We start from the raw sequence: 19,665 nt of genomic DNA on the forward strand, positions 1-19,665 counted from the left end.
CACCGTGCGTTACTAGTACGGTGTGTTAGTTTGGATCGGGAGGTTGAAGTAGCACACCGTATTGGTCGCGATCAGGGAGGGCGTCACCATGGGGCTGAGCTGGAACGACCGACGACTGGAGCGCCGGGTGAAGCCGGGCGACGGGAAGCCGCTCAAGCCCTTCCGCTGGTGGCAGATGACCCGGCGCTCGCTCCTCTCCATCGCGCTGCCGGTGGGCGGCGGGCTCTCCGCGACGTACACGGTGGAGGTCAAGCACGGCGGCGACGCCGAGACGGGCGTGGTCCGGGCGCGGCTGTACCGGGACGGGGCCTGCGAGGCCGAGTCGAAGCTCCCGGCGCGCTTCCCCGTCCCCGGCGGGACCATCGAGGTCCGCAGGAGCGAAGTGGGCATGCGACGCTGCCACTTCGTCGCGGACGACGGGAGCGAGACCCGCCTCGTCCCCGACCCCCGCTCGGCGGAGGGGCGACGCATGAACTTCGCCCGCGAGCATCCGGGCGCCAGCGCTCTCATCGGGGTCGTGTCCGTGGTGTTCCTGGTCATCGGGGTCGGCCTCAACCTGCTCCAGGCCGCGCAGCCGATCTCCGAAATCCCGGCCATCGCCGAGTCGCTGGGCACATTCGAGTCGCCGTTGCGGCTGCCGATATGGCTGAACGTCGCGCTCGGCGTCGGCGCGGCGCTCGGCGCGACCGAACGGGCCATGCGGATGCGCTACCACTGGCTCCTGGACGGCGGAGCCGGTACCTGACGCAGTCTGAGGGCCGACTCGGACCGGGTTCCTGACGCACGCAGAGGGTCGGCTCAGACGCGGTTGTCCAGCACGAGGTCGACGCCGGTGCGGAGGACGTCCAGCTCGGTGGCGAGCCGTGCGTCCTCGCTCGGCAGCACCTGCTCGATCGATACGCCGTTGGCCAGGGTCAACAGGAACCGCGCACGCCGCGTCGTGTCCCCGGCGGCCAGCGCCCCCTCCTCGACCAGCACGTTCAGGCACTCCTCGACGCGGCGGGTCACCTCGCGCTGCATCGCCTGGTACTCCGCCCGCATCGCCTGGGTGGGCTCCTGGGCGATGTACCGCTCGTGCACCGTCAGCCACGCCTCGCGCGCGCCCCGGGCGCTGTCCGGCGGTACGAGGAGGCCCTGTACGCAGCCGAGCAGGCGGTCGCGCGGAGAAATGGACGTGTCCCGGAAGGCGGCCTCCGGCAGGACCAGGTCGAAGACGACCTTCAACATGGCGTCCATGAGCGCGCGTTGCGTGGGGAAGTGGTGCCGCAGGGACCCCGTGCTCACCCCCGCCCGCTCGGCCACCGCGCGCACGCTCAGCGCCGCGCCCGCACCCTCACCGAGCATGGTCGAGGCGGCCCACAGGATCCGGTCCCGGCTCTTGAGCCCCTCGGGCGGTGTCGGGTGCGCCGATGCGGGTTCGGGTTCCGGTTCCGCGTCACCAGCACGCTGTACTGCCATGAAGCCGACGCTAACACGCCCGCCACCTGCGGATACGTCAGGACGGAGCCGCGCTCGGCTCACTCCGCCCAGGTGACGAACGCCGACCAGGCGTCGGGCGCGACGGCGAAGACGGGCCCGCCGGAGACCTTGGAGTCACGGACGTGGACGGAGTGGGGGCAGGCGGCGACCTCGACGCACTCGCCGCCGCTGGAACTGCTGTAGGAGGACGTACGCCAGTCGAAGGCGACCTCGATGCAGTCGCCGCCGCTCTCGCTGCTGTAGCTCGACTTGAACCATCGGAGGGTGCTGCTCATTCCGTCACTCCTGCCAACCGCTTGATGAGGTCCAGCGATTCACGAGGACCCAGGGCCTGAGATCGGATCTTCGCATAGCGCTGAGCGTAGACGCTCACCTTTGCCGGGTCACTGATCAGCAGGCTCTCGTCCTGCGGCTCCAGATAGACGAGGTGTTCGTGCTCCGGGGTCTCCAGTAGGTTCATCGAGCCGCGACCACCGTCGTACTCTCCGTACTTCCCGGCGTCCAGGGGTAGCACCAGCAGCGTGACATTACGCCGCCGGGCGCACTCCACGAGATGCAGCAACTGCTCCCGCATGATCTCCTCACTGCCGATGACGCGCCGCAGAACGGACTCGTCGATGATGATCTCGATCATCGGCAGCGGATCGCGGTCGAAGAGGGCTGTGCGCGCCATCCGGAGCTGGACCAGCTCTTCCACGCGCGCCTCGGAGAGCGGCGGGTGTCCGCCCCCGATCAGCGCCCGCGCGTACGCCTCCGTCTGGAACAGCCCGTGAACGACGTTCGCGGCGAACAACTGGAGGCTGAGCGCGGCCTCCTCCAACAGCGCGTAATCCTTGAACTGCTCGGGCAGCCGCTCCATCCGCATGTACTGCCGTGCCGTCTCGAAGATGCGCGTGCCCTTGCCGTGCACCCGCTGCAGCTCGACCAGCATCGCGTCGCTGGCAGGCTGGGCGCAGGTCTCCATCGCGCTGATCGCCGCCGCCGAGTAGCCGATCTCCTTGCCTTGCTGCTCCTGCGTCCACCCGCGCTGGACGCGGAGCGTCCGGGCCATCTCGGCCACCATCCGGGCCATCGGGCTCGCCGTTTCCTTGTTCTCAGCACTCGCCATTACGCGATCTCTTTTCGACTCAACCGAACTCAACCGGTCATTACTCGATGCCGTCGAACTCAACGCGGCTCCAGCGAAGTTCGTGCAGGTCAACGGCTTTGCGACGCACCTCGGCAGACGTGGATAACGCTAGGTGATCAGGGTCACAATCGTCCCGTGAACGCAACTAATGGCGGTGTGACGGCGGACTGGATTCCGGAGTACGGATTCCATCTCCGCAAGGCGGGCGTGCAATTCGACGCGATCCGTGTGGACGGTGACGCGGGGCGGCGACTGGCCGACCTGATGGAGGAGTTGGTCGGCGGCGAACCGGGGCCCGTCGTCAGCGAGTCGAACGGCCGGCGCGGGGTGTACTTCCTCGTACCGCCGGGGTCGACGGCGGGTCGGCCGTGGCCGCGCGAGGTGACGACGTTCAACTCGGCGACCGGCCGGATCAGCTACGTACCCGTACCGGCGCTCGGGGGTGACACGTGGCCGCTGATGTGGCGGTACCCGCCCACGCGTGCCGGGCGGTTCGTGCACACGCTGATCCTGTTCAACGCGGCGTACGCGTTACTGAGTTGAACCTCGCGCGGGCGTAGGGAGCGTTGACAGTCCTTACTTGCACATGCAAGAGTCTGCGACGTGAGGGCGGCGCACTGGTGCGGATCGGTGGCGGCACTCAATTGCATGTACGAGCAAGCACTGTCACGCGCACTCCATGGAAGGACCTCCCATGCACTGGCTCTACCTCGCCGTAGCCGTCGCCTTCGAAATCCTGGTCGCCATCGCCGCCGGAAAGGCCGAGGGCTTCAAGAACCGCAAGTGGACGTCCATCACCCTGGCCAGCGGGGCGGCCGCGACCTTCTTCCTCAGCAAGGCGCTGCTGACCTTCGACGTCGGCGTCGGCTACGCGCTGTGGACGTCGGTCGCGGGTGTCGGCATCACCGTGCTCGGCGCGCTGTTCTTCGGCCAGCGCCTGAACCTGCACAAGGCGATCGGCATCGTCCTCGTCATCGGCGGGGTGGTGGGCCTGCAGCTGAGCGGTTCCGCCTGATCCGCACACGTACCCCTCCCGCACAGCACCTGACGACTTCTCCGAGAGAGGCTCACCTCCCATGTCCAACGCTGCCCAGAACACCGCCACCGCCGCCGCCACCAAGAACTCCTCCACCAACGCCTGGCTCTCGCTCCTGCTCGCCGGAGTCTTCGAGATCGGGTACGCCCTCGCCGTCGGCGGCAGCGAGGGCTTCACCGTCCTGACCTGGTCCCTGGTCGCCGTGGTCTTCTTCCTGCTGACGCTGTACGCGCTGAGCCTGGCCCTCCGCACGATCGACGTGAGCATCGGCTATGCCGTCTGGGCGGGGATCGGTGCGGTCGGCGCCGCCGTTCTCGGCCCGCTCTTCTTCGACGAGACCCTCACCGTGGCCAAGGGCGTCTGGCTGGCGGTCATCATCGTCGGGGTCATCTGGCTGAAGCTCGCCGACCGCACGAAGCCGGCCGGGGCGGCGGCTCCGGCGCAGGCGGCCGAGCGCCTGGCGGGCCCGGCGGACGCGGTCCGGGCCTGACGCGCCACGACCGCTCCTCCTCCGCACGGCCGCCCCCGGGGCGCTCACCTGATCGGCTCATCCCCGGCAGGCGAGCGGCCCGGGGGCGGCCGACGATGGCGTTACCGGCCACGCGATCGCCCGTCGGCGTGCCCGCGTCCCGACCAGGAGGCCCCGCCGTGACCACGACCGATGCCGACACGTCTCCCGACCCCTCTCCCGACGCCGCGCTCGACTTCGCCGACCGGGCCGACTTCGAGGACGCCGACCGGGGTCTGGTGGCCGGTCCCGCGAACGCGAAGATCATGGCGGCGGACGGGCGGGTGGTGTGGGACTTCGACGCCACGGCGTTCCTGCGGGGCGACTGCCCCGACACCGCGCACCCGAGCCTGTGGCGGCAGTCGCAGCTCTGCGCCCGCGCCGGTCTGTACGAGGTCACCGAGGGCGTGTACCAGATCCGGGGCTTTGATCTCTCGAACATGACCCTGATCGAGGGCGAGCGCGGTGTCGTGGTCGTCGACCCGCTCGTCTCCCAGGAGTGCGCGGCCGAAGGGCTCGCTCTCTACCGGGCCCACCGGGGCGACCGGCCGGTCACCGCGGTGGTGTTCACCCACTCCCACATCGACCACTTCGGCGGCGCGCTCGGCGTGATCGGCCCCGACGACGACGTACCGATCGTCGCCCCCGCCGGTTTCATGGAGAACTCGGTCGCCGAGAACGTGTACGCCGGGACCGCGATGCTCCGCCGGGGCGCGTACCACACCGGCTGGGAACTCGACCCGGACCCGCGCGGCCTGATCGGCGTCGGCCTCGGCTTCGCCGCCTCCACCGGGCTGCCCAGCCTGCTGCCGCCGACCCTGGAGGTCACGCGTACGGGACAGGAGGAACGCCTCGACGGCGTCCTGTTCCGCTTCCAGCTCACGCCGGGCACCGAGGCCCCCTCCGAGCTCAACTTCCATCTGCCCGAACGCCGCGCCCTGTGCATGGCGGAGAACGCCTCCCACAACCTGCACAACATCCAGACCCTGCGCGGCGCCCTGGTCCGCGACGCCCGGATCTGGTCCCGCTACCTCACCGAGTCCATCACCTTGTACGCCGCCGGCTCCGACGTCCTCTTCGCCTCCCACCACTGGCCGACCTGGGGGACCGAGCGCCTCACCGCCTTTCTGGCCGAGCAGCGCGACCTCTACGGCTATCTGCACGACCAGACGCTGCGGCTGCTCAACCAGGGGTACACCGGCATCGAGATCGCGGAGATGATCGAACTCCCGCCGCGCCTCGAACGGGCCTGGCACGCCCGTGGCTACTACGGCTCGGTCAGCCACAACGTCAAAGCGATCTACCACCGTTACATGGGCTGGTACGACGGCCACCCGGCCTCCCTCTGGGAGCACCCGCCCGCGGAATCCGCCCACCGCTACGTCGAGTGCATGGGCGGCCTCGGCGCCGTCCTGACCAAGGCCCGTGCCTATCTGGACGCCGGTGATCTGCGGTTCGCCGCCCAGCTCCTCAAGCACGCCACCTTCGCGGCTCCCGGCGACTCCCGGGCCAAGGACCTGCTCGCCGAGACCTTCGAACGCCTCGGCCACGGAGCCGAATGCGGCACCTGGCGCAACAACTACCTCATGGGTGCCATGGAGTTGCGCAACGGCGTGCAGCCCGTGCCGATCGCCGCCGACAGCATGTCCGCCGCGCTCTCCGTGGAGCAGGTCTTCGACTCCCTCGCCATCCGGGTCAACGGCCCCCGGGCCTGGGACCACTTCCTGGCGGTCCTGTGGCGGTTCACCGACCTCGACGAGACGTACCGGACGAGCCTGCGCAACGGCGTCCTGGTGCACCACCCGGTCGCCGGGGATGCCGCCGACGCGGATCTCACGCTCACCCTCACCAAGCCCCGACTCATGGACCTGCTGGACGGCCTGGGAGTCGACGACATCGAGCACACCGGCGACCCGGGCGTCCTGACCGTCCTCATGTCCGTCCTCGACGACTCGGACCCCGGCTTCGCGATCGTCACGCCCTGACTGCGCCCTGCCCGCCTCCTCAGGGCGCTTTGAGGAGGTCGCGGATGTTGGCCATGTGGGCTTTCACGGCGGCGATTTCGGCGGGGTCGGGTGAGGGTGGGCCCCCTGCGGAGTGGGCGGTGTGGCAGGGGCGGCAGAGGCCGTCGGGGAGGGCTTCGGGTCGACCGGGGCGGCGGCAGTCGGTGCACTCCATCAGGAGGCGAGGGGCTGGGGTGCCGCCGCTGGGGGAGGGGCTCGGGGCGGTGGGCAGTTGCGGCGGGATCTTGTCGGTGAGGCGGCGGCGGACGAAGCGGGGCGGGCAGTCGACCTGGCCGGGGAGTCCTGCGGTGAGGGCGGCGGTCAGGTAGTCGGTGGTCACGCCCCGGGCGAGCCATTCCGCGGCTTGTGGTTCGAGGGCGGCGCAGTCGTCGGCGGACAGCGCCAGCCGGATGTCCTTGCGGCCGAGTTCGGCCAGGGCGAGGTAGGCGGAGGAGAAGGCTGCTGGCCGGGCTGCCGGGGCCGTCGGAGTCGTCGCCGGAGCCGGTTCTTCCGGTGCGGGTACGGGTGCCGGTTCCGGGGTGGGCTCGGGCGCGGTGCGCTGCTGCGGTACGGCGACGGGGGCCGGGGCGGGCGGGGGCGAACCGGCGCTTCGGGAGGCGGTCTCGGTGGCGAGGTAGGTGGTCCACCACTCGTTGTCGCGGGCGGTGCGGGACCAGAAGGTGCGGAAGACCCAGCGGGTTTCGTCGCCCGCGCCGACAGCGCACCGGACGCGCCGGAGGTGCCCGGCGACGGACAAGGCCTTCAGAGCGGTGGAGATGGCCTGCTGCCCGTACAGCGGGAGCTGCTTGGCCAGTTGCTTCACGCTCATCGCGGCACCGTCGGGGAGGTGGTCGACGAATCCGGCGACGTACCGCTCGCGAGTGGGCAGCAAGGCGAAGTCGTCGCGCGTACGGGCTTGTTGGCCGGGCGTGGAACGTTTGCCGTAGCCGGGCTTGGCCATCGGGTACGCGGCGGGGACTGCGGGGGCGGATAGGGCAGAGCTATGGTGCTGGGTAACCATGGGATCGGCTTTCTGGGTATCGATCTTGTGGTGAGACCCCGGCCTGGTGCTGTAACACCGCGTCGGGGTCGCTTAGTTCTCTGGTGCTCGCACCGTAAGCGGCCGTCACGCTGCGCCGCAAGCTGTCACGATTAGTCATACTGGCTGGCCGTGACGGGGTAGGGAGGTGGGGGAGGTTTTCCCAACCCCCCTCTTTTCCCCGCCGGTTAAAGAAGGCGCTCGTGTCCCGGGGCTCGTATCCCGACGCCCGCATCCCGGCACCCGAGCTTCGGGCCAGGGACCCACGCGCGTACCCCCGCACGAGTGAACGCGGAGCTCCGCCGCTCGCGTCCCGGGTGCCGGGCTTCGGGCGTCGGGGGCGGGGCGACCGCGTCAGGCGGCGCCGCGCAGCGCCCGCACCGCACGGGCGAGCTGGTCGTCGGTGCTCGCGGTGTCGAGGGCCGCGCCGAGGACGTCGGCGTAGGTGGACCGGGCGTCCTGGTAGTGCTTGCGGCCCTCGTCGGTGATGACGGCGTAGACGCCGCGCCTGTCGTCGTCGCAGGTGTCCTTGTAGGCGTACCCGGCGCTCTCCAGCCGCCCCACGAGCCGCGTCACCGAGCTCTGGCCCAGCCCGATGCGGTCCGCCAGCTCCTGCATTCGGTGCTCACCCTTCTCCGCCCGGGTGAGGACCTCCAGGGCCCGGTACTCGGACAGGCCGACGCCGAAGCGGCGCTGCAGGGCGTGCGCCAACTGCCGCTCCACGAAGGTGTGCAGACCGAGGACGGAGTCCCACATGGCCTGATCGGCGGAGGCGGCGCGCGGCTGCTGCTTGACCGTCATGGAGGGCTCCCCTTGTCGACGACGATACTCGACAAGATACATGTCCATGCAAGCATCTGGGCTGCGCGGCCTCAGCTGTCTCAGCTGTCTCAGCGGACGTGCGGGGCCGCGTGGCGCTGGGCGCTGACGCGGGTGCGCGTGTCCAGGCCGCGTGGGTGCAGGGCGTGCTCGACGGTCGTCGACACGGCGCCGAGGCCGTCGAGGACGTCGTTCGCGGTGTACCCGGGCCGGGTCCAGACCCGCAGGGTCAGGCGGGCGGATGTGCGGCGCAGAGCGATACGGCAGCGGGCCCGTGCGACGCCCTCGATACGGCGCGCGTCGGCGCACACCGTGTCCTCCAAGGCAGTGATCCTGAGGTCGGCACGGGTGGTGGACAGCGGCCCGGTCGGGCGAAGGCCGCGTACGGGTGTCCGGGTCACCGCCCAGGCCAGGCACAGGAGGGTGAGGACCGTCCCGGCGGCCATCACGGCAGGGGCCCACCAGCCCGTCTCGCGCAGCGAGGCCAGCCCTTCCCGGTCGAGGAGAACGCCGTCGGCCGGGGGAGCGGGCCACCAGGCGGGCAGGTGGTCCGCGACTTCACGGGTCGCGCCGAGGAGCCAGAGCCCTGCGCCCAGGAGCGCGATTCCGGCCAGGGCGGTGAGCGTCCTGTTCACTCCGCCTACTCCGCTCCGGGACTTCACGGGCTCTCCTTACGCTCTGGACCTCCGGCAGCCACAAGTGGGGAGTCGGAGTCGGATGCGTCGGTGGACGCGGCATCGGGGGCGGGCGGTGACGGGTCCCAGGTGCTGGTGGTACGCAGTCGCAGCCCCACCCGCAGGGGCCGGTTCAGCCGGCAGTCGGCGAGGGCTGCCCGCGCGGCGGCACCCGCCTGCTCGCGGGCGGCGGCCCGGTCGCCGAAGGCGAGGTCGGCCCGGACGCGGACCCGCCGTCGGCCGACCCTGACGCGTACGGAGTCGACGCCGTCCGTGTCGAGGACACGGTCGCGGACCACGGAGGCGACCGCCGCCCGGTCGAGCGCGATGGACCGCCCGGCGCCGAAGCCCGCGACCACGTAGCGCTTGCGCAGACCCGGTGTGCAGGCCAGCAGGAGCAGCCAGAGACCGGCCACGGTCATGGCGGCCGCCGCGACCGTCACCGACCCGGCGGCCGGGCTCGTCCCGGCGAGCCGGTCGACGAGGCCGGTCCGCCACGCGGCCGGAGCGTTGCCGAAGAGGTGGACCGAGGCCATGTCGGCGGTCAGGAGCCCCGCGGCCGCCGCGCCCAGGAGGGCCGCCGCCACGACGGGCGTGGGACGTGCGGACCACCAGCGCCGGGGAACACGACGCCCTTCGGCGGCCCGAGCGGTGGTCTTTTCGAACACGACCGTGCCCCCTGCGGGGCGTTGCAGCCGGACGACCCGGAGCCGGGCCACCCGCACGGACAGCCCGGTCAGCTCGCCGGTACGGGAAGCCACGTGCCGCTGCACTTCTCCCGCCCGGCGGCCCAGGTCGGCCGGCCAGGGCAGGCCGAGGCGTACGGAGACCTCGGCACGTTGCCCCCGTACGGTCGCCGTGCCGCGTACCGTGCCGACCGCGTTCGGGGTCTCGGTCGCGGCCTGCTGGGCGATCCTGGCGACGGCCCGCGCGGAAACGGTGGTGGTGCCCCGCGCGGCGGCGGGGATCACCGCCGTTCCCGGTCGAACAGGTCACGCAGGTGCGCGGCCCCTTCCCGGTCCAGCCAGGCCCCCACTCCCCAGCCCACCGCTCCCAGTGAGCCGACGAGCAGGAACGCGGCGAACCCGCCGAAGTAGGCGGCGAAGCCGAGCGCGACTCCTACCAACAGACCCATGGACCGGCCGTTCACAGGCCCCCTCCTCTACGTCTCGGGGCGTACGTGCGCCCGCTCTCCAGCGTTCGACCGGGTGGTCGAGCCGTCCCCGGCCCGGAACCGTGCCACGGGCCGGGGACGGCGGTCAGGGGTTACGCGACCCTGGTCTGTTCGCCGCCGGACGCGGAGGAGTCCTCGTCGTCGGGGAGGCGGACGTCGTCGATGGCGATGTTGACCTCGACGACCTCCAGGCCGGTGATCCGTTCCACGGCCAGGATCACGTTCTCCCGGACCTCGGAGGCCAGTTCCTTGATGGACACCCCGTACTCCACGACGAGCTCCAGGTCGATAGCGGTCTGCCGCTCACCGACCTCGACCTTTACTCCCCGACCCACGTTGGGACGGCCGCCGGGCACCCGGTCGCGGACGGCGCCGAGGGTGCGCGAGAGGCCGCCGCCCATGTCGTGGACGCCGGGGATCTCCCGCGCCGCCATGCCGGCGATCTTGACGACCACGACGTCCGCGATGGAGGTGCGGCCGCGGTCGCCGGCCGGAGCCTCCGCCCCGGTCGCCCCGGCGGACAGGCTCGTCCCGGCCGACCGGACCGTTCCGCCGGGCTGCTCGAAGCGGGCCGCCTTGCCGCTGTTCGTCACGCTGTCGGTGGAGGGGGTCGTCTTCGTGTCGGTAGCCACCATGTGCTCCTTCGATGTCGTCAGCGCTGGGCGTGCGTCGCTGTGTGCTGCGTTCTGTGTGGTCCTTCATCACGTTCGACTCCGCTCTCGGGGTTCTGTGACGCACGAAGACGCACGAATTTTTCGGAACCCGGCGAGCCGCCTGCACCTACCCCCGAAAATCGTGGCCTTACCCCCGAAAGTCGGGCGCTCCCGGTCCATCTCGCGGGTAAGCGTCACAGCGCACCGGCTCCCGTGTCAGAACGGGTGAGACCACCACGACCGGACGACCAGCGGGCGCGTACCGCATGAGGAGGAGCGAGACTGTGACGGGGAATCCCCCGCCGGGCGAGCCGCCCGACGTCGAGGGCGGACGGTCCGACGACACCCTGATGACGGAGCGCGCGGCCGAGGGCGACGAGGACGCCTTCGCCGTACTGGTGCGTCGGCACGCCCCCGCCTTGCTGCGTCTGGCCACCCGTCTGCTCGGCGACCGGGCCGAGGCCGAGGACGCCGTCCAGGAGGCCTTCGTCGGCGCCTGGCGCAGCCTGCCGGAATTCCAGGGCAGGTCGTCCTTCGGCACCTGGATGTACCGCATCGTCACCAACCGGTGCCTCAACATCCTGCGCGCCCGGCGCCCGCAGGCACCGCTCAACGAACTGCCCGACCTGCCCGCCCCGGCGCACGCCACCGCGCCGGACCGCATCACCGAGGGGCGCGCGGCGCTCCACGACGTACAGGAGGCGCTGTCCACGCTCTCACCCGAACAACGCATCTGCTGGACGCTGCGCACGCTCGACGGCCGGTCCTACGCCTTCATCGCGAAGACCGTCGGGATCAGTGAACAAGCCGTACGCGCCCGTGTTTTCAGAGCTCGCCGCCAACTGACTCACTCCCTGGGGGCCTGGCAATGAACAACCTGCCACCCGAGACCAGCACCGACCCCGACGACGAGACGCTTCCCTGCGGCCGCCTCCTCTCCCAGGTCTGGGCCGACTGGGAGGAGGGCGTTCACGACGACCACACCGCGCAGTGCGCCCACTGCCGGCTCGCGGTCGCCGACCTGGAACGCCTGGAGTCCCAGGTGCGCGCCCTGGACTCCGACCCCGCACAGCAGCCCGTCGACGCGGCCTCCTTCATCGACCGGGTGATGGACGTGGTCCGCCTCGAACTGCGCCCCGGCCGGCCCCTGCCGCTGGGCGAGGCGGACGAGGACCTGCGGATCATGGAGAACGTGGCCGCCCGCACCCTGCGTCAGGCCGCCGAAGAGGTCCCCGGGGTCCGGGCGGGGTCCTGCCGCCTCACCCTCGCGGATGCTCCCGGTGGCACGCCGGTGAACGTCGACCTGTCCGTGCACGTGCCGCTCACGACACCCGACGTACAGGCCCTGGCACAGGAGATCCGCGATCGGGTCGGCGTAACCGCCCACGAACGCCTGGGACTTCACCTAGGCGAGATCGACGTCCGTATCACCGACCTGGTCTCCGAAGACGAAGCCGCACCTCGATCAGCGCAGGAAGGGAGCGCCCCCTGATGAGTGCCTCCGCCGACACCATGCACAGCGAAGTGGCCCACGTGGTCCGGGAGGTCCCTGGAGTGGCGTTCCTCGCGCCCGGCCTTCGCAGCCGCCTGCGCGCCCTGCGTGCCACCTCGCCCCTGGCCCGCCCGGGCGACGACACCCCCGGCATCACCGTCTCCGCACCCGGCGGGGAAGGCCGTACCTCCGTTACCACCGTGGAGATCCGCCTGATCTGCCGCTCCGACAGACGGACCCTCGACACCACCCGCGCCGTCCGTGAGGCGGTGGACCACCACCTCACCACCCGGTACCCCGGCGACGAGTTTCGGATCATCGTGACTGTGACGGGCGTGACGTGACGGGCGGGCGGCCGGACTGCGAGAGAACAGCCTCTACGGGCGCGGCGCGGTGATGCGGGCGATCGCCTCGGCCGTGAGGGCGCGTTCGTGGGGCTCGGTCTCCAGGGCGCGGTGGATCGACAGGCCCTCGATGAGCGCGTCGAGCTGGCGGGCGGTGGCCGGGTCGAAGTGCCATTCCAGGGCCCGGCGGCTGCGCCCCATCCAGGTGCGGGTGAGCTCGCGGTAGGCGGGCCGGCGGGCGGCGAGGGTGTAGAGCTCGTGGGTGAGGATCAGCTCGCGCTGGTTGCCGCCGGAGAGGTGGTGGACGAGATCGGCGACGGCCTCGCGGGCCTCGTCGGGGGTGGTCGCCGCGCCGAGGCGCTCCTCGAAGACGGCGACGATCGTCCCGGAGAACCGGGTGAACGCCTCGTGCAGCAGTTCGTCCATGCCGGAGAAGTGGTACGTCATCGAGCCCAGCGGCACGCCCGCGCGGGCGGCGACCTTGCGGTGCGAGACGCCCGCGACGCCCTCGTCGACGATGAGGTCGAGCGCCGCGTCGATGATGCGGTCCCGCCGCTCGGGGTCGGTGCGCCCGGTCGCCACGCGTGCCTCCTCGTTCGGCCTGGTCCCTCCTCGCAGCATAGAGCGCGGGGTGTGGTGCGCCGTCCAGGGCCGAGGTCGCCGGGCGTGACGTCGGTGCCGGGTCAGGCGAAGGTACGGCGGTAGGTGCGGGGGCTGACGCCGGTCGTTCTGCGGAAGCGGTCGCGGAAGGCGGTGGGGGAGCCGAATCCGACCTGGGCGCCGATCCGTTCGACGGAGTGGTCCGTGGTCTCCAGCAGGTGCTGGGCCTGGCGGATGCGGGCGCGGTGGAGCCACTGGAGCGGGGTGGTGCCCGTCTGTTCGCGGAAGCGGCGCATCAGGGTCCGCGTGCTCATCCCGGCGCGGGACGCGATGTCGGCCAGGGTGAGCTCGGCGGCCAGGTTCTCCTGGAGCCAGGCCAGGAGCGGTTCCAGGGCGTGGCCCTGCGGGGCGGGTGCGTAGTCGTGGACGATGAACTGTGCCTGGCCGCCCTCGCGTTCCAGCGGCATCACCGACAGCCGGGCCGCGTCGGCGGCGACGGCCGAGCCGTAGTCGCGGCGGATCATGTGCAGGCACAGGTCCAGTCCGGCGGCTGCCCCCGCGGAGGTGAGGATCCGGCCGTTGTCGACGTACAGGACGTCGGGGTCCACCTCGACGGCCGGGTGGCTTGCTGCCAGCAGGTCGGCTGCCAGCCAGTGGGTGGTGGCGCGGAGCCCGTCCAGGAGGCCGGTGGCGGCCAGCGGGAAGGTGCCCGTGCAGATGGAGGCGACGCGCGTGCCGTCCCGGGCGGCGGCCAGCAGCGCGTCCCGGGCGGCGGGGGAGAGCGGGGCGGTGGGAGTGGCGGTGCCGGGCACGATGACCGTGTCGGCGCCGGTGAGCCCGTCGAGTCCCCAGGGCGCCCGCAGGGTGAAGGCCCCCGCGTCGACCTCCGGCCGCTCGGCGCAGACGCGGATCTGGTAGCCGGGCCGGCCGTCCGGGAGACGGGTGCGGGTGAAGACCTCGATCGGCGTGGACAGGTCGAAGGGGATCACCCGGTCCAGCGCTAGGACGGCGACGGTGTGCATGGCGAGAAGATACCTCTTCGACAGGTATCGGTGATGGGTGCGGATGCCTTCCGGAGCTCGAAGATATGCCGCTGAACAGCCATGATGAGGCGGGATAAGCCACTGGCGATATCCCGTTGAAAGGTGGCATTCCTGCCACTGGGAGGCGGCCCGGCAGCCGATTAGCGTCGGGGCCGTGCCCGGCCGCGACCGGGACCACCGCTCTCGGAGGACCCCGCCATGCATGCCCAGATCGTCCTGTTCGACGGCTTCGACCCCCTCGATGTCGTCGCCCCCTTCGAGGTGCTGCACGCCGGAGGCACCGCCTCCGGCGGCTCGGTGACCGTGGAGCTGGTCTCCGCCGAGGGGGCCCGTGAGGTGGTCAGTGGGACCGGCGGCCTGACGCTGCGGGCCACGGCGGCCCTCGACCCGGAGCGGGCGGACCTCGTGCTGGTGCCGGGCGCCTCGGGGCGGGTGAGCGAGCCGGAGGGCGGGCCCGAGGAGATCTTCGGAGAGGTGCCCGTCGGCATACCCGGCACGCAGCCCGCACAGGGTGGTGCGGCGCCCGCGGAGGTGGCCGACCAGCCCATCCCCGTTCTCATCGGCCGCACCCTGACCACCCGGCTGCCCGCCCTCCTCCGGGCCGCGATGGCCGACCCCTCCGTGACGGTCGCGACGGTGTGCGGCGGCTCACTGGTCCTGGCCCTGGCCGGGCTGCTGGAGGGCCGCCACGCCACCACCCACCACCTGGGGCTCGACCTGCTCGACGCCACCGGGGCCCACGCGGTCCGCGCCCGGGTCGTCGACGACGGCGACCTCGTCAGCGGGGCGGGGGTCACCTCCGGACTCGACCTGGCCCTCCACCTCCTGGAGCGCGAGGCCGGTCCGCGGATCGCCCACGCCGTCGAGGAGCTGTTCGCCCACGAGCGGCGCGGCACGGTCTGGCGCGACCGGGGACCGGCACCGGCCGCGCTCTGATTCGCCGTGCTCCGAAACTCCCCGCCCCACCCCCGTAACGAAGGAAGAAGAACCCGCATGACCACCGCAGCAACCGTCGCAGGAATCTGGGACCTCTCCATCGCCACCCCCATCGGCAAGATCACCGCCGTCATCGAACTCCGCTACGACGACTGCACGTTGACCGGTACGGCCCGGGGCGCGGGCGAGGAAGTGGACCTCGACGGCCTCGCCCTCACCGGCGACCGGCTCACCTGGAAGCAGGCGATCACCCGGCCGATGCGCCTCAACCTGGCCTTCGACGTCACGGTCACCGGCGACAGCCTCGCGGGTACCTCCCGGGCCGGACGGCTCCCGGCCTCCCGGGTCAGCGGTCTACGGCGTACCGACCGGGCGGCGGAGACGGTTCCGGGGACCCGGTCGTGACGAAGCTCTTCCTCTCCCTGCACGTCATCGCCGCCGTCCTGGCCATCGGCCCGGTCACCGTCGTCGCCAGCATGTTCCCCAAGGCTCTGCGCCGCGCCCACGCGGCACCGGGGGACCGGGAAGCGTACGCCGCCCTGCGTCTGCTGCACCGGATCTGCCGGGTCTACGCGGGCGTCGGCATCGCCGTACCGGTCTTCGGGTTCGCCACGGCGAGCAGCCTCGGTGTGCTCGGCAGCGCCTGGCTGATCGTCTCGATCCTCCTGACCGCCGCGGCCGCCGCCGTACTGGTCCTGCTGATCCTTCCGGCCCAGGGCCGCGCGCTGGCCACCGTGAGCCCCCAGGGAGCAGGAGTTGGGGGCGAGCCCTCCGTGCACCGGGTCGCCGGGCGGCTGGCCATGCTCACGGGTGTGTTCAACCTGCTCTGGGCCACGGTTACCGTCCTGATGATCATCCGCCCGGGCTCCACCACGGGAGCGTGAACGTGAACGTCGGCCTCGGCCCGCTGCGGCGGCTCGAACGCGGGGGAGCCGCCAGGCGGCGGGTTGAGGTCGGGTGAGGTGTGTACGATCGTACGCTCCGCCCCCTCGCTCCCTCCCCGTCTGCCGAGGCACCGCTCTCATGAAGGTCACGCCGGTCCTGGACGCCCGCACCCGCCGCTGGCGCGCCGCGCTCTTCCTCTTCATGCTCGCCACCGGGGTGAGCATGGCGTCCTGGGTGGCCAGGACCCCGGCCGTCCGGGACGCGCTGGAGGTGTCCACGGGCGCGATGGGTCTGGTGCTGTTCGGGCTCTCGATCGGCTCGATGGCGGGGGTGCTGGCCTCCGGCGGGTTGGTGCGCAGGCACGGCGGGCGGCTGGTGATCGTCCTCGGGGCGGTGCTGCTGGTGGCCGGGCTGCTGGTGATCGCCGGGGGAGCGGCGCTGGAGGTGTCCGGCGGGGTGTTCGGCGGACTCGCGCTGTTCGGGGCCGGGATGGGCCTGGCGGAGGTGGCGTTCAACATCGAGGGCGCGGCCGTCGAACGGACCGTGGGCCGCCCGGTCCTGCCGGTGCTGCACGGCTGCTTCAGCCTGGGGACCGTGGTCGGCGCGCTGGTCGGGATGGGGCTGACGGCGGTCCGCTTCCCGGTGGGCTGGCACCTGGCGCTGGTCGCGCTCGCCGTCGCGGCGGCCGGGGTGTGGACCGTACGGGCGGTGCCGGCGGGGACGGGGCGCGAGGATGCGTACGGCCGGGGCGGGGGTGCCAGGGGCTCGGGCGCCGGGGGAGTGCGGGGGCACCTGGACGTCTGGCGGGACCGGCGGCTGGTGCTGATCGGCCTGATCGTCCTGGCCATGGCTTTCGCGGAGGGCTCCGCCAACGACTGGCTGCCGCTGCTGATGGTGGACGGCCACGGGACGGGGGCGACGGCCGGTTCGCTGACGTTCATGCTGTTCGCGGTGGCGATGACGACGGGCCGGTTCACGGGCGGGCCGCTGCTGGTGCGGTACGGCCCGGCGGCCGTGGTCCGGGCCAGCGCGGTGGTGGCGGCGGTCGGCGTGGCGCTGGTGGTCTTCTCCGACAGTGCGCTGCTCGCCGGAGCGGCGGTGGTGCTGTGGGGGCTCGGAGCCTCGCTCGGCTTTCCCGTCACGATCTCGGCGGCGGGGGAGGACGCTAGGCCGGGGGACGCCTCGGCCCGGGTCGCGGCGGTGTCGACGGCGGGCTATGCGGCGTTCCTGGTCGGACCGCCGTCACTGGGCTTTCTGGCCGACCATGTGGGGCTGCGGAACGCGATGGTGGTGGTGCTCGTGCTGCTGGGCGGGGCGGCGCTGATCACGGGGGCGCTGCGGCGGATCCCGGGTGCTCCGGTGGGCGAAGCGCCCTCCTCTCAGCCCGACTTGGTGTAGATCAGGCTCTCGCCCGTGCCGGTCGTGGTGCGGCGCAGGGTGCCGTCCGGGAGCAGGGTCAGCTCGGTGGGCTTGCCGGGGGAGCAGGAAGCGGCCGGGCTCCCGGAGGACACCGTGGAGGGGCCGATGCGGACCGGGCCGTCCCCGGCGGGGCTGTCGGCGAGCGGGGCGTTGAACTCGCAGTGGTACGTGGACCCGGAGGCGAGGGGCCCTTCGGCGGTGAGGGCGAGGACCTGGTCGCCGACGTCGCCCTGCCGGATGGTCAACGTCCGGGTGGAGGAACCCTGTTCGCCGGGTATGGAGCCGGACCAGGTGCCGAGGAACCCTTCGGGTACGGCCCCTTGGCCGCCGCCCTGCTGCCCCTTGCCGCCGCTGCCCGTGTCGGCGGAGCCCGATGGCCCGGGGGAGGCGGTCGTGCCCGGCCCGTCGCCCTTCATGAAGGCGTACACCGATCCGCCCGCCCCTATCGCCACGACGACGGCGACGGCTATGAGGGCGACGGTGGCACCGGCGGAGCGGCGCTCCCGGGTGGGCGGGGGAGGCGTGGGCGCGAAGTGGGCCGGGGGTATGGGGGCGGAGGGGTAGGCGGGCTGGGTGGGGTGGGTGGGTTGTGCGGGCGTTGGGGGCCATGGGGGGCTTGCGAGGGTGCGCGGGCCCGAGAGCGGCGCGGCTGGTCCGGCCGGCCCTTGGGGGCGCACCGGCGTGCGGGGCGTCTCCGGCGCCTGCGGGCTTTCCGGCCCCCGTGGGTTCTCCGGCCCCCGTGGGCTCTCCGGCCCCCGTGGGCCCCCGGACCTGCCCGGCGTCTCCGGCTCCTCCGGGTCCTCCGCGTCGAGCAACCCCACCGCCTGGCGGCCGAGTTGGGCGAGGAGGGTGGCGGGGAGCCAGGGCTCGTCCGCGTCGGCCTCGCCCAGGCGGGCCAGGATCTCGCCGGTACCGGGTCGGGCCGCCGGGTCCTTCGCCAGGCAGGCCCGGACGACGCCGGCCAGCTCCTCCGGGACGCCGGTCAGGTCCGGGTCCTCCTGGGCGATCCGGAACATCAGGGCATGGACCCCGCCGCTCTCCGCCGTACCGAACGGCAGGCGCCCGGAAGCGGCGTACGCGAGGACGGACCCGAGGCAGAACACGTCGCACGCGGTGGTCACGCGCTCGCCCCGCACCTGCTCCGGGGCCATGAACCCGGGCGAGCCGACGAGGACCCCGGTGCGGGTCAGATCGCCGTCGGCCACGGACTCCAGGGCGCGGGCGATGCCGAAGTCGATGACCCGGGGCCCGTCGATGGTCATCAGGACGTTGGAGGGCTTCAGGTCCCGGTGGATGAGCCCGGCCCCGTGGATGTGCCGGAGGGCGTGGGCGAGCCCGGACCCCAGGAACCGTACGGAGCGGGCCGGCAGGGGGCCGTACGCCCCCGAGGCCGTGACGGGGGCGCCGGGGCGGCCCGAGACGATGCGCTGGAGGGAGGGCCCGGCGACGTAACCGGTGGCGACCCAGGGCACGGGGGCCTCGGTGTCGGAGTCCAGCACCGGGGCGGTCCACGCGCCGCCGACCCGGTGCGCGGCGTGCACCTCCTGGCGGAAGCGGGCGCGGAACTCGGGGCGTTCGGCGAGCTCGCGGCGGACGAGCTTGAGGGCGACGGTGCGGCCGCGGTCGGAGCGGGCGAGGAAGACCTGGCCCATGCCGCCTTCGCCGAGGCGGCCGAGGAGCCGGTACGCGCCGATGCGGTGCGGGTCGTCGGGCCCGAGCTTGTCCATGGTGCGCTTCCTCCCCGTGCGGCCCGCACGAGAATAACGCCGAGGCCCGCACCCTCCCCAGCCCGCCTGCCTTGCCAGCCCGTGCGGCGTTTGCCTTCCTGCCGCGGACGGCGTTCACCCCCGGCCCGTCCGGCGTTTGCCTTCCCGCCGGGCAGGGCGCCCGCCTTTCCAGCCCGTGCGGCGTTTGCCTTCCTGCCGCGGACGGCGTTCACCCCCGGCCCGTCCGGCGTTTGCCTTCCCGCCGGGCACGGCGCCCGCCTTTCCAGCCCGTCCGGCGTTTGAGGACGGAACCGTCGGGGTGTCGGGCCTCGGCCTGAACGTCCCGGGTACTCCGGGGCGCCGCCCCGGCATGCGCACCGCCCTCGTGTGATCAAGGGTTCCGTCCTCAATCGCCGGACGGGCTTGAAGTGCCCCGGTCCGTGGCCTGAGCGCCGGACGGGCTTGAAGTGCCCCGGCCCGTGGCCTGAGCGCCGGACGGGCTTGAAGTGCCCCGGCCCGTGGCCTGAGCGCCGGACGGGCTTGAAGTGCCCCGGCCCGTGGCCTGAGCGCCGGACGGGCTTGAAGTGCCCCGGCCCGTGGCCTGAGCGCCGGACGGGCTTGAAGTGCCCCGGTCCGTGGCCTGAGCGCCGGACGGGCTTGAAGTGCCCCGGCCCGTGGCCTGAGCGCCGGACGGGCTTGAAGTGCCCCGGCCCGTGGCCTGAGCGC

The 19,665-nt window shown here is 72.4% G+C and carries 24 protein-coding genes; 12 read left to right on the forward strand and 12 right to left on the reverse strand.

The window, feature by feature from the left end; all coding sequences use genetic code 11:
* Positions 1 to 61 precede the first annotated feature (61 nt).
* Positions 62 to 745 (forward strand): hypothetical protein, encoded by a 684-nt coding sequence (locus WQO_RS18720; RefSeq protein WP_010063231.1) that lies wholly within the window; start codon positions 62 to 64, stop codon positions 743 to 745.
* A gap of 53 nt (positions 746 to 798) precedes the next feature.
* Here WQO_RS18720 and WQO_RS18725 read toward each other — a convergent pair whose 3' ends face one another.
* The 3 genes from WQO_RS18725 to WQO_RS18735 are packed head-to-tail and all read right to left on the reverse strand — an operon-like array spanning position 799 to position 2,587.
* Entirely contained in the window at positions 799 to 1,458 is a 660-nt protein-coding gene (locus tag WQO_RS18725; RefSeq protein ID WP_010063232.1) for a TetR/AcrR family transcriptional regulator, read from the reverse strand.
* Positions 1,459 to 1,517: 59 nt separating this feature from the next.
* Positions 1,518 to 1,754, reverse strand: coding sequence for a DUF397 domain-containing protein (locus WQO_RS18730; RefSeq protein ID WP_010063233.1), 237 nt, complete (start codon positions 1,752 to 1,754; stop codon positions 1,518 to 1,520).
* Positions 1,751 to 2,587, reverse strand: a complete 837-nt coding sequence (locus WQO_RS18735) for a helix-turn-helix domain-containing protein (RefSeq protein WP_029182570.1) — start codon at positions 2,585 to 2,587, stop codon at positions 1,751 to 1,753. The genes WQO_RS18730 and WQO_RS18735 overlap by 4 nt, the downstream gene beginning before the upstream one ends.
* Before the next feature lie 156 nt (positions 2,588 to 2,743).
* Between WQO_RS18735 and WQO_RS18740 the strand changes: the two genes are divergently transcribed.
* The 4 genes from WQO_RS18740 to WQO_RS18755 all read left to right on the forward strand — a co-directional run bounded on the left by WQO_RS18740 (position 2,744) and on the right by WQO_RS18755 (position 6,137).
* Positions 2,744 to 3,151 carry a hypothetical protein gene (locus tag WQO_RS18740; protein WP_029182571.1) on the forward strand — a complete coding sequence of 136 codons (408 nt, stop codon included), beginning with the start codon at positions 2,744 to 2,746 and terminating at the stop codon, positions 3,149 to 3,151.
* 151 nt (positions 3,152 to 3,302) lie between these two features.
* Complete coding sequence (locus WQO_RS18745) at positions 3,303 to 3,623, forward strand: DMT family transporter (protein WP_006126349.1); 321 nt, start codon at positions 3,303 to 3,305, stop codon at positions 3,621 to 3,623.
* Positions 3,624 to 3,684: 61 nt separating this feature from the next.
* On the forward strand, positions 3,685 to 4,134 hold the full coding sequence (locus WQO_RS18750; RefSeq protein ID WP_010063237.1) for a DMT family transporter: 450 nt from the start codon (positions 3,685 to 3,687) through the stop codon (positions 4,132 to 4,134).
* Between the two features lie 95 nt (positions 4,135 to 4,229).
* Complete coding sequence (locus tag WQO_RS18755; RefSeq protein ID WP_237274145.1) at positions 4,230 to 6,137, forward strand: alkyl/aryl-sulfatase; 1,908 nt, start codon at positions 4,230 to 4,232, stop codon at positions 6,135 to 6,137.
* Positions 6,138 to 6,156: 19 nt separating this feature from the next.
* Here the strand turns inward: WQO_RS18755 and WQO_RS18760 are convergent, their stop codons facing one another.
* The 6 genes from WQO_RS18760 to WQO_RS18785 form a co-directional block, all read right to left on the reverse strand.
* The gene (locus WQO_RS18760; RefSeq protein WP_058954034.1) at positions 6,157 to 7,176 is read right to left on the reverse strand and encodes a hypothetical protein; all 1,020 of its coding nucleotides are present in this window, start codon (positions 7,174 to 7,176) and stop codon (positions 6,157 to 6,159) included.
* 372 nt (positions 7,177 to 7,548) lie between these two features.
* Positions 7,549 to 7,995 (reverse strand): MarR family winged helix-turn-helix transcriptional regulator, encoded by a 447-nt coding sequence (locus WQO_RS18765; RefSeq protein ID WP_010064918.1) that lies wholly within the window; start codon positions 7,993 to 7,995, stop codon positions 7,549 to 7,551.
* Between the two features lie 89 nt (positions 7,996 to 8,084).
* On the reverse strand, positions 8,085 to 8,648 hold the full coding sequence (locus WQO_RS18770; RefSeq protein ID WP_010064919.1) for a hypothetical protein: 564 nt from the start codon (positions 8,646 to 8,648) through the stop codon (positions 8,085 to 8,087).
* A 23-nt stretch (positions 8,649 to 8,671) separates the two neighbouring features.
* Positions 8,672 to 9,658 (reverse strand): DUF6286 domain-containing protein, encoded by a 987-nt coding sequence (locus WQO_RS18775; RefSeq protein WP_058954035.1) that lies wholly within the window; start codon positions 9,656 to 9,658, stop codon positions 8,672 to 8,674.
* A complete protein-coding gene (locus WQO_RS18780) occupies positions 9,655 to 9,837 on the reverse strand; it encodes a hypothetical protein (RefSeq protein ID WP_010064921.1) in 183 nt (60 codons plus the stop codon). Before WQO_RS18780 ends, WQO_RS18775 begins: the two co-directional genes overlap by 4 nt.
* A gap of 116 nt (positions 9,838 to 9,953) precedes the next feature.
* The gene (locus tag WQO_RS18785) at positions 9,954 to 10,496 is read right to left on the reverse strand and encodes an Asp23/Gls24 family envelope stress response protein (protein ID WP_010064922.1); all 543 of its coding nucleotides are present in this window, start codon (positions 10,494 to 10,496) and stop codon (positions 9,954 to 9,956) included.
* A 302-nt stretch (positions 10,497 to 10,798) separates the two neighbouring features.
* Here WQO_RS18785 and WQO_RS18790 point away from each other — a divergent pair, with 302 nt between their 5' ends.
* From WQO_RS18790 to WQO_RS18800, 3 genes are read left to right on the forward strand one after another with little or no spacing between them, the layout of a single operon-like run.
* Complete coding sequence (locus tag WQO_RS18790) at positions 10,799 to 11,386, forward strand: RNA polymerase sigma factor (RefSeq protein WP_010064923.1); 588 nt, start codon at positions 10,799 to 10,801, stop codon at positions 11,384 to 11,386.
* Entirely contained in the window at positions 11,383 to 12,006 is a 624-nt protein-coding gene (locus WQO_RS18795) for an Asp23/Gls24 family envelope stress response protein (protein ID WP_010064924.1), read from the forward strand. The genes WQO_RS18790 and WQO_RS18795 overlap by 4 nt, the downstream gene beginning before the upstream one ends.
* Complete coding sequence (locus WQO_RS18800; protein ID WP_010064926.1) at positions 12,006 to 12,350, forward strand: hypothetical protein; 345 nt, start codon at positions 12,006 to 12,008, stop codon at positions 12,348 to 12,350. Before WQO_RS18795 ends, WQO_RS18800 begins: the two co-directional genes overlap by 1 nt.
* A gap of 33 nt (positions 12,351 to 12,383) precedes the next feature.
* Here the strand turns inward: WQO_RS18800 and WQO_RS18805 are convergent, their stop codons facing one another.
* Together WQO_RS18805 and WQO_RS18810 are read right to left on the reverse strand one after the other, a co-directional pair.
* Positions 12,384 to 12,932: a TetR/AcrR family transcriptional regulator gene (locus WQO_RS18805; protein ID WP_010064927.1), complete on the reverse strand. Its 549-nt coding sequence runs from the start codon at positions 12,930 to 12,932 to the stop codon at positions 12,384 to 12,386.
* Positions 12,933 to 13,033: 101 nt separating this feature from the next.
* Positions 13,034 to 13,972 carry a GlxA family transcriptional regulator gene (locus WQO_RS18810; protein WP_058954036.1) on the reverse strand — a complete coding sequence of 313 codons (939 nt, stop codon included), beginning with the start codon at positions 13,970 to 13,972 and terminating at the stop codon, positions 13,034 to 13,036.
* A 219-nt stretch (positions 13,973 to 14,191) separates the two neighbouring features.
* On the opposite strand from WQO_RS18810, the gene WQO_RS18815 reads away from it, so the two are divergent.
* The 4 genes from WQO_RS18815 to WQO_RS18830 all read left to right on the forward strand — a co-directional run bounded on the left by WQO_RS18815 (position 14,192) and on the right by WQO_RS18830 (position 17,212).
* Positions 14,192 to 14,929 (forward strand): DJ-1/PfpI family protein, encoded by a 738-nt coding sequence (locus tag WQO_RS18815; RefSeq protein WP_010064928.1) that lies wholly within the window; start codon positions 14,192 to 14,194, stop codon positions 14,927 to 14,929.
* Between the two features lie 57 nt (positions 14,930 to 14,986).
* Entirely contained in the window at positions 14,987 to 15,334 is a 348-nt protein-coding gene (locus tag WQO_RS18820) for a hypothetical protein (RefSeq protein WP_010064929.1), read from the forward strand.
* A complete protein-coding gene (locus WQO_RS18825; RefSeq protein ID WP_010064930.1) occupies positions 15,331 to 15,813 on the forward strand; it encodes a DUF2269 family protein in 483 nt (160 codons plus the stop codon). The genes WQO_RS18820 and WQO_RS18825 overlap by 4 nt, the downstream gene beginning before the upstream one ends.
* 139 nt (positions 15,814 to 15,952) lie before the next feature.
* Complete coding sequence (locus tag WQO_RS18830) at positions 15,953 to 17,212, forward strand: MFS transporter (RefSeq protein WP_010064931.1); 1,260 nt, start codon at positions 15,953 to 15,955, stop codon at positions 17,210 to 17,212.
* On the opposite strand, the gene WQO_RS18835 is transcribed toward WQO_RS18830, so the two are convergent.
* Positions 17,194 to 18,960 (reverse strand): serine/threonine-protein kinase, encoded by a 1,767-nt coding sequence (locus WQO_RS18835; protein WP_010064932.1) that lies wholly within the window; start codon positions 18,958 to 18,960, stop codon positions 17,194 to 17,196. The two genes, WQO_RS18830 and WQO_RS18835, sit on opposite strands and share 19 nt — an antisense overlap.
* Positions 18,961 to 19,665 lie beyond the last annotated feature (705 nt).

Origin of the sequence: Streptomyces globisporus C-1027, assembly GCF_000261345.2 — a bacterium.
In the GTDB taxonomy this organism is placed as follows: Bacteria; Actinomycetota; Actinomycetes; order Streptomycetales; family Streptomycetaceae; genus Streptomyces; species Streptomyces pakalii.

Excerpts from the sequence above, each read along its gene's own strand:
- WQO_RS18725 (WP_010063232.1), bottom strand. The coding sequence starts at position 1,458 with ATGGCAGTACAGCGTGCTGGTGACGCGGAACCGGAACCCGAACCCGCA.
- WQO_RS18730 (WP_010063233.1), bottom strand. The coding sequence starts at position 1,754 with ATGAGCAGCACCCTCCGATGGTTCAAGTCGAGCTACAGCAGCGAGAGC.
- WQO_RS18735 (WP_029182570.1), bottom strand. The coding sequence starts at position 2,587 with ATGGCGAGTGCTGAGAACAAGGAAACGGCGAGCCCGATGGCCCGGATG.
- WQO_RS18745 (WP_006126349.1), top strand. The coding sequence starts at position 3,303 with ATGCACTGGCTCTACCTCGCCGTAGCCGTCGCCTTCGAAATCCTGGTC.
- WQO_RS18750 (WP_010063237.1), top strand. The coding sequence starts at position 3,685 with ATGTCCAACGCTGCCCAGAACACCGCCACCGCCGCCGCCACCAAGAAC.
- WQO_RS18755 (WP_237274145.1), top strand. The coding sequence starts at position 4,230 with ATGGCGTTACCGGCCACGCGATCGCCCGTCGGCGTGCCCGCGTCCCGA.
- WQO_RS18760 (WP_058954034.1), bottom strand. The coding sequence starts at position 7,176 with ATGGTTACCCAGCACCATAGCTCTGCCCTATCCGCCCCCGCAGTCCCC.
- WQO_RS18765 (WP_010064918.1), bottom strand. The coding sequence starts at position 7,995 with ATGACGGTCAAGCAGCAGCCGCGCGCCGCCTCCGCCGATCAGGCCATG.
- WQO_RS18785 (WP_010064922.1), bottom strand. The coding sequence starts at position 10,496 with ATGGTGGCTACCGACACGAAGACGACCCCCTCCACCGACAGCGTGACG.
- WQO_RS18795 (WP_010064924.1), top strand. The coding sequence starts at position 11,383 with ATGAACAACCTGCCACCCGAGACCAGCACCGACCCCGACGACGAGACG.
- WQO_RS18800 (WP_010064926.1), top strand. The coding sequence starts at position 12,006 with ATGAGTGCCTCCGCCGACACCATGCACAGCGAAGTGGCCCACGTGGTC.
- WQO_RS18810 (WP_058954036.1), bottom strand. The coding sequence starts at position 13,972 with ATGCACACCGTCGCCGTCCTAGCGCTGGACCGGGTGATCCCCTTCGAC.
- WQO_RS18815 (WP_010064928.1), top strand. The coding sequence starts at position 14,192 with ATGCATGCCCAGATCGTCCTGTTCGACGGCTTCGACCCCCTCGATGTC.
- WQO_RS18820 (WP_010064929.1), top strand. The coding sequence starts at position 14,987 with ATGACCACCGCAGCAACCGTCGCAGGAATCTGGGACCTCTCCATCGCC.
- WQO_RS18830 (WP_010064931.1), top strand. The coding sequence starts at position 15,953 with ATGAAGGTCACGCCGGTCCTGGACGCCCGCACCCGCCGCTGGCGCGCC.
- WQO_RS18835 (WP_010064932.1), bottom strand. The coding sequence starts at position 18,960 with ATGGACAAGCTCGGGCCCGACGACCCGCACCGCATCGGCGCGTACCGG.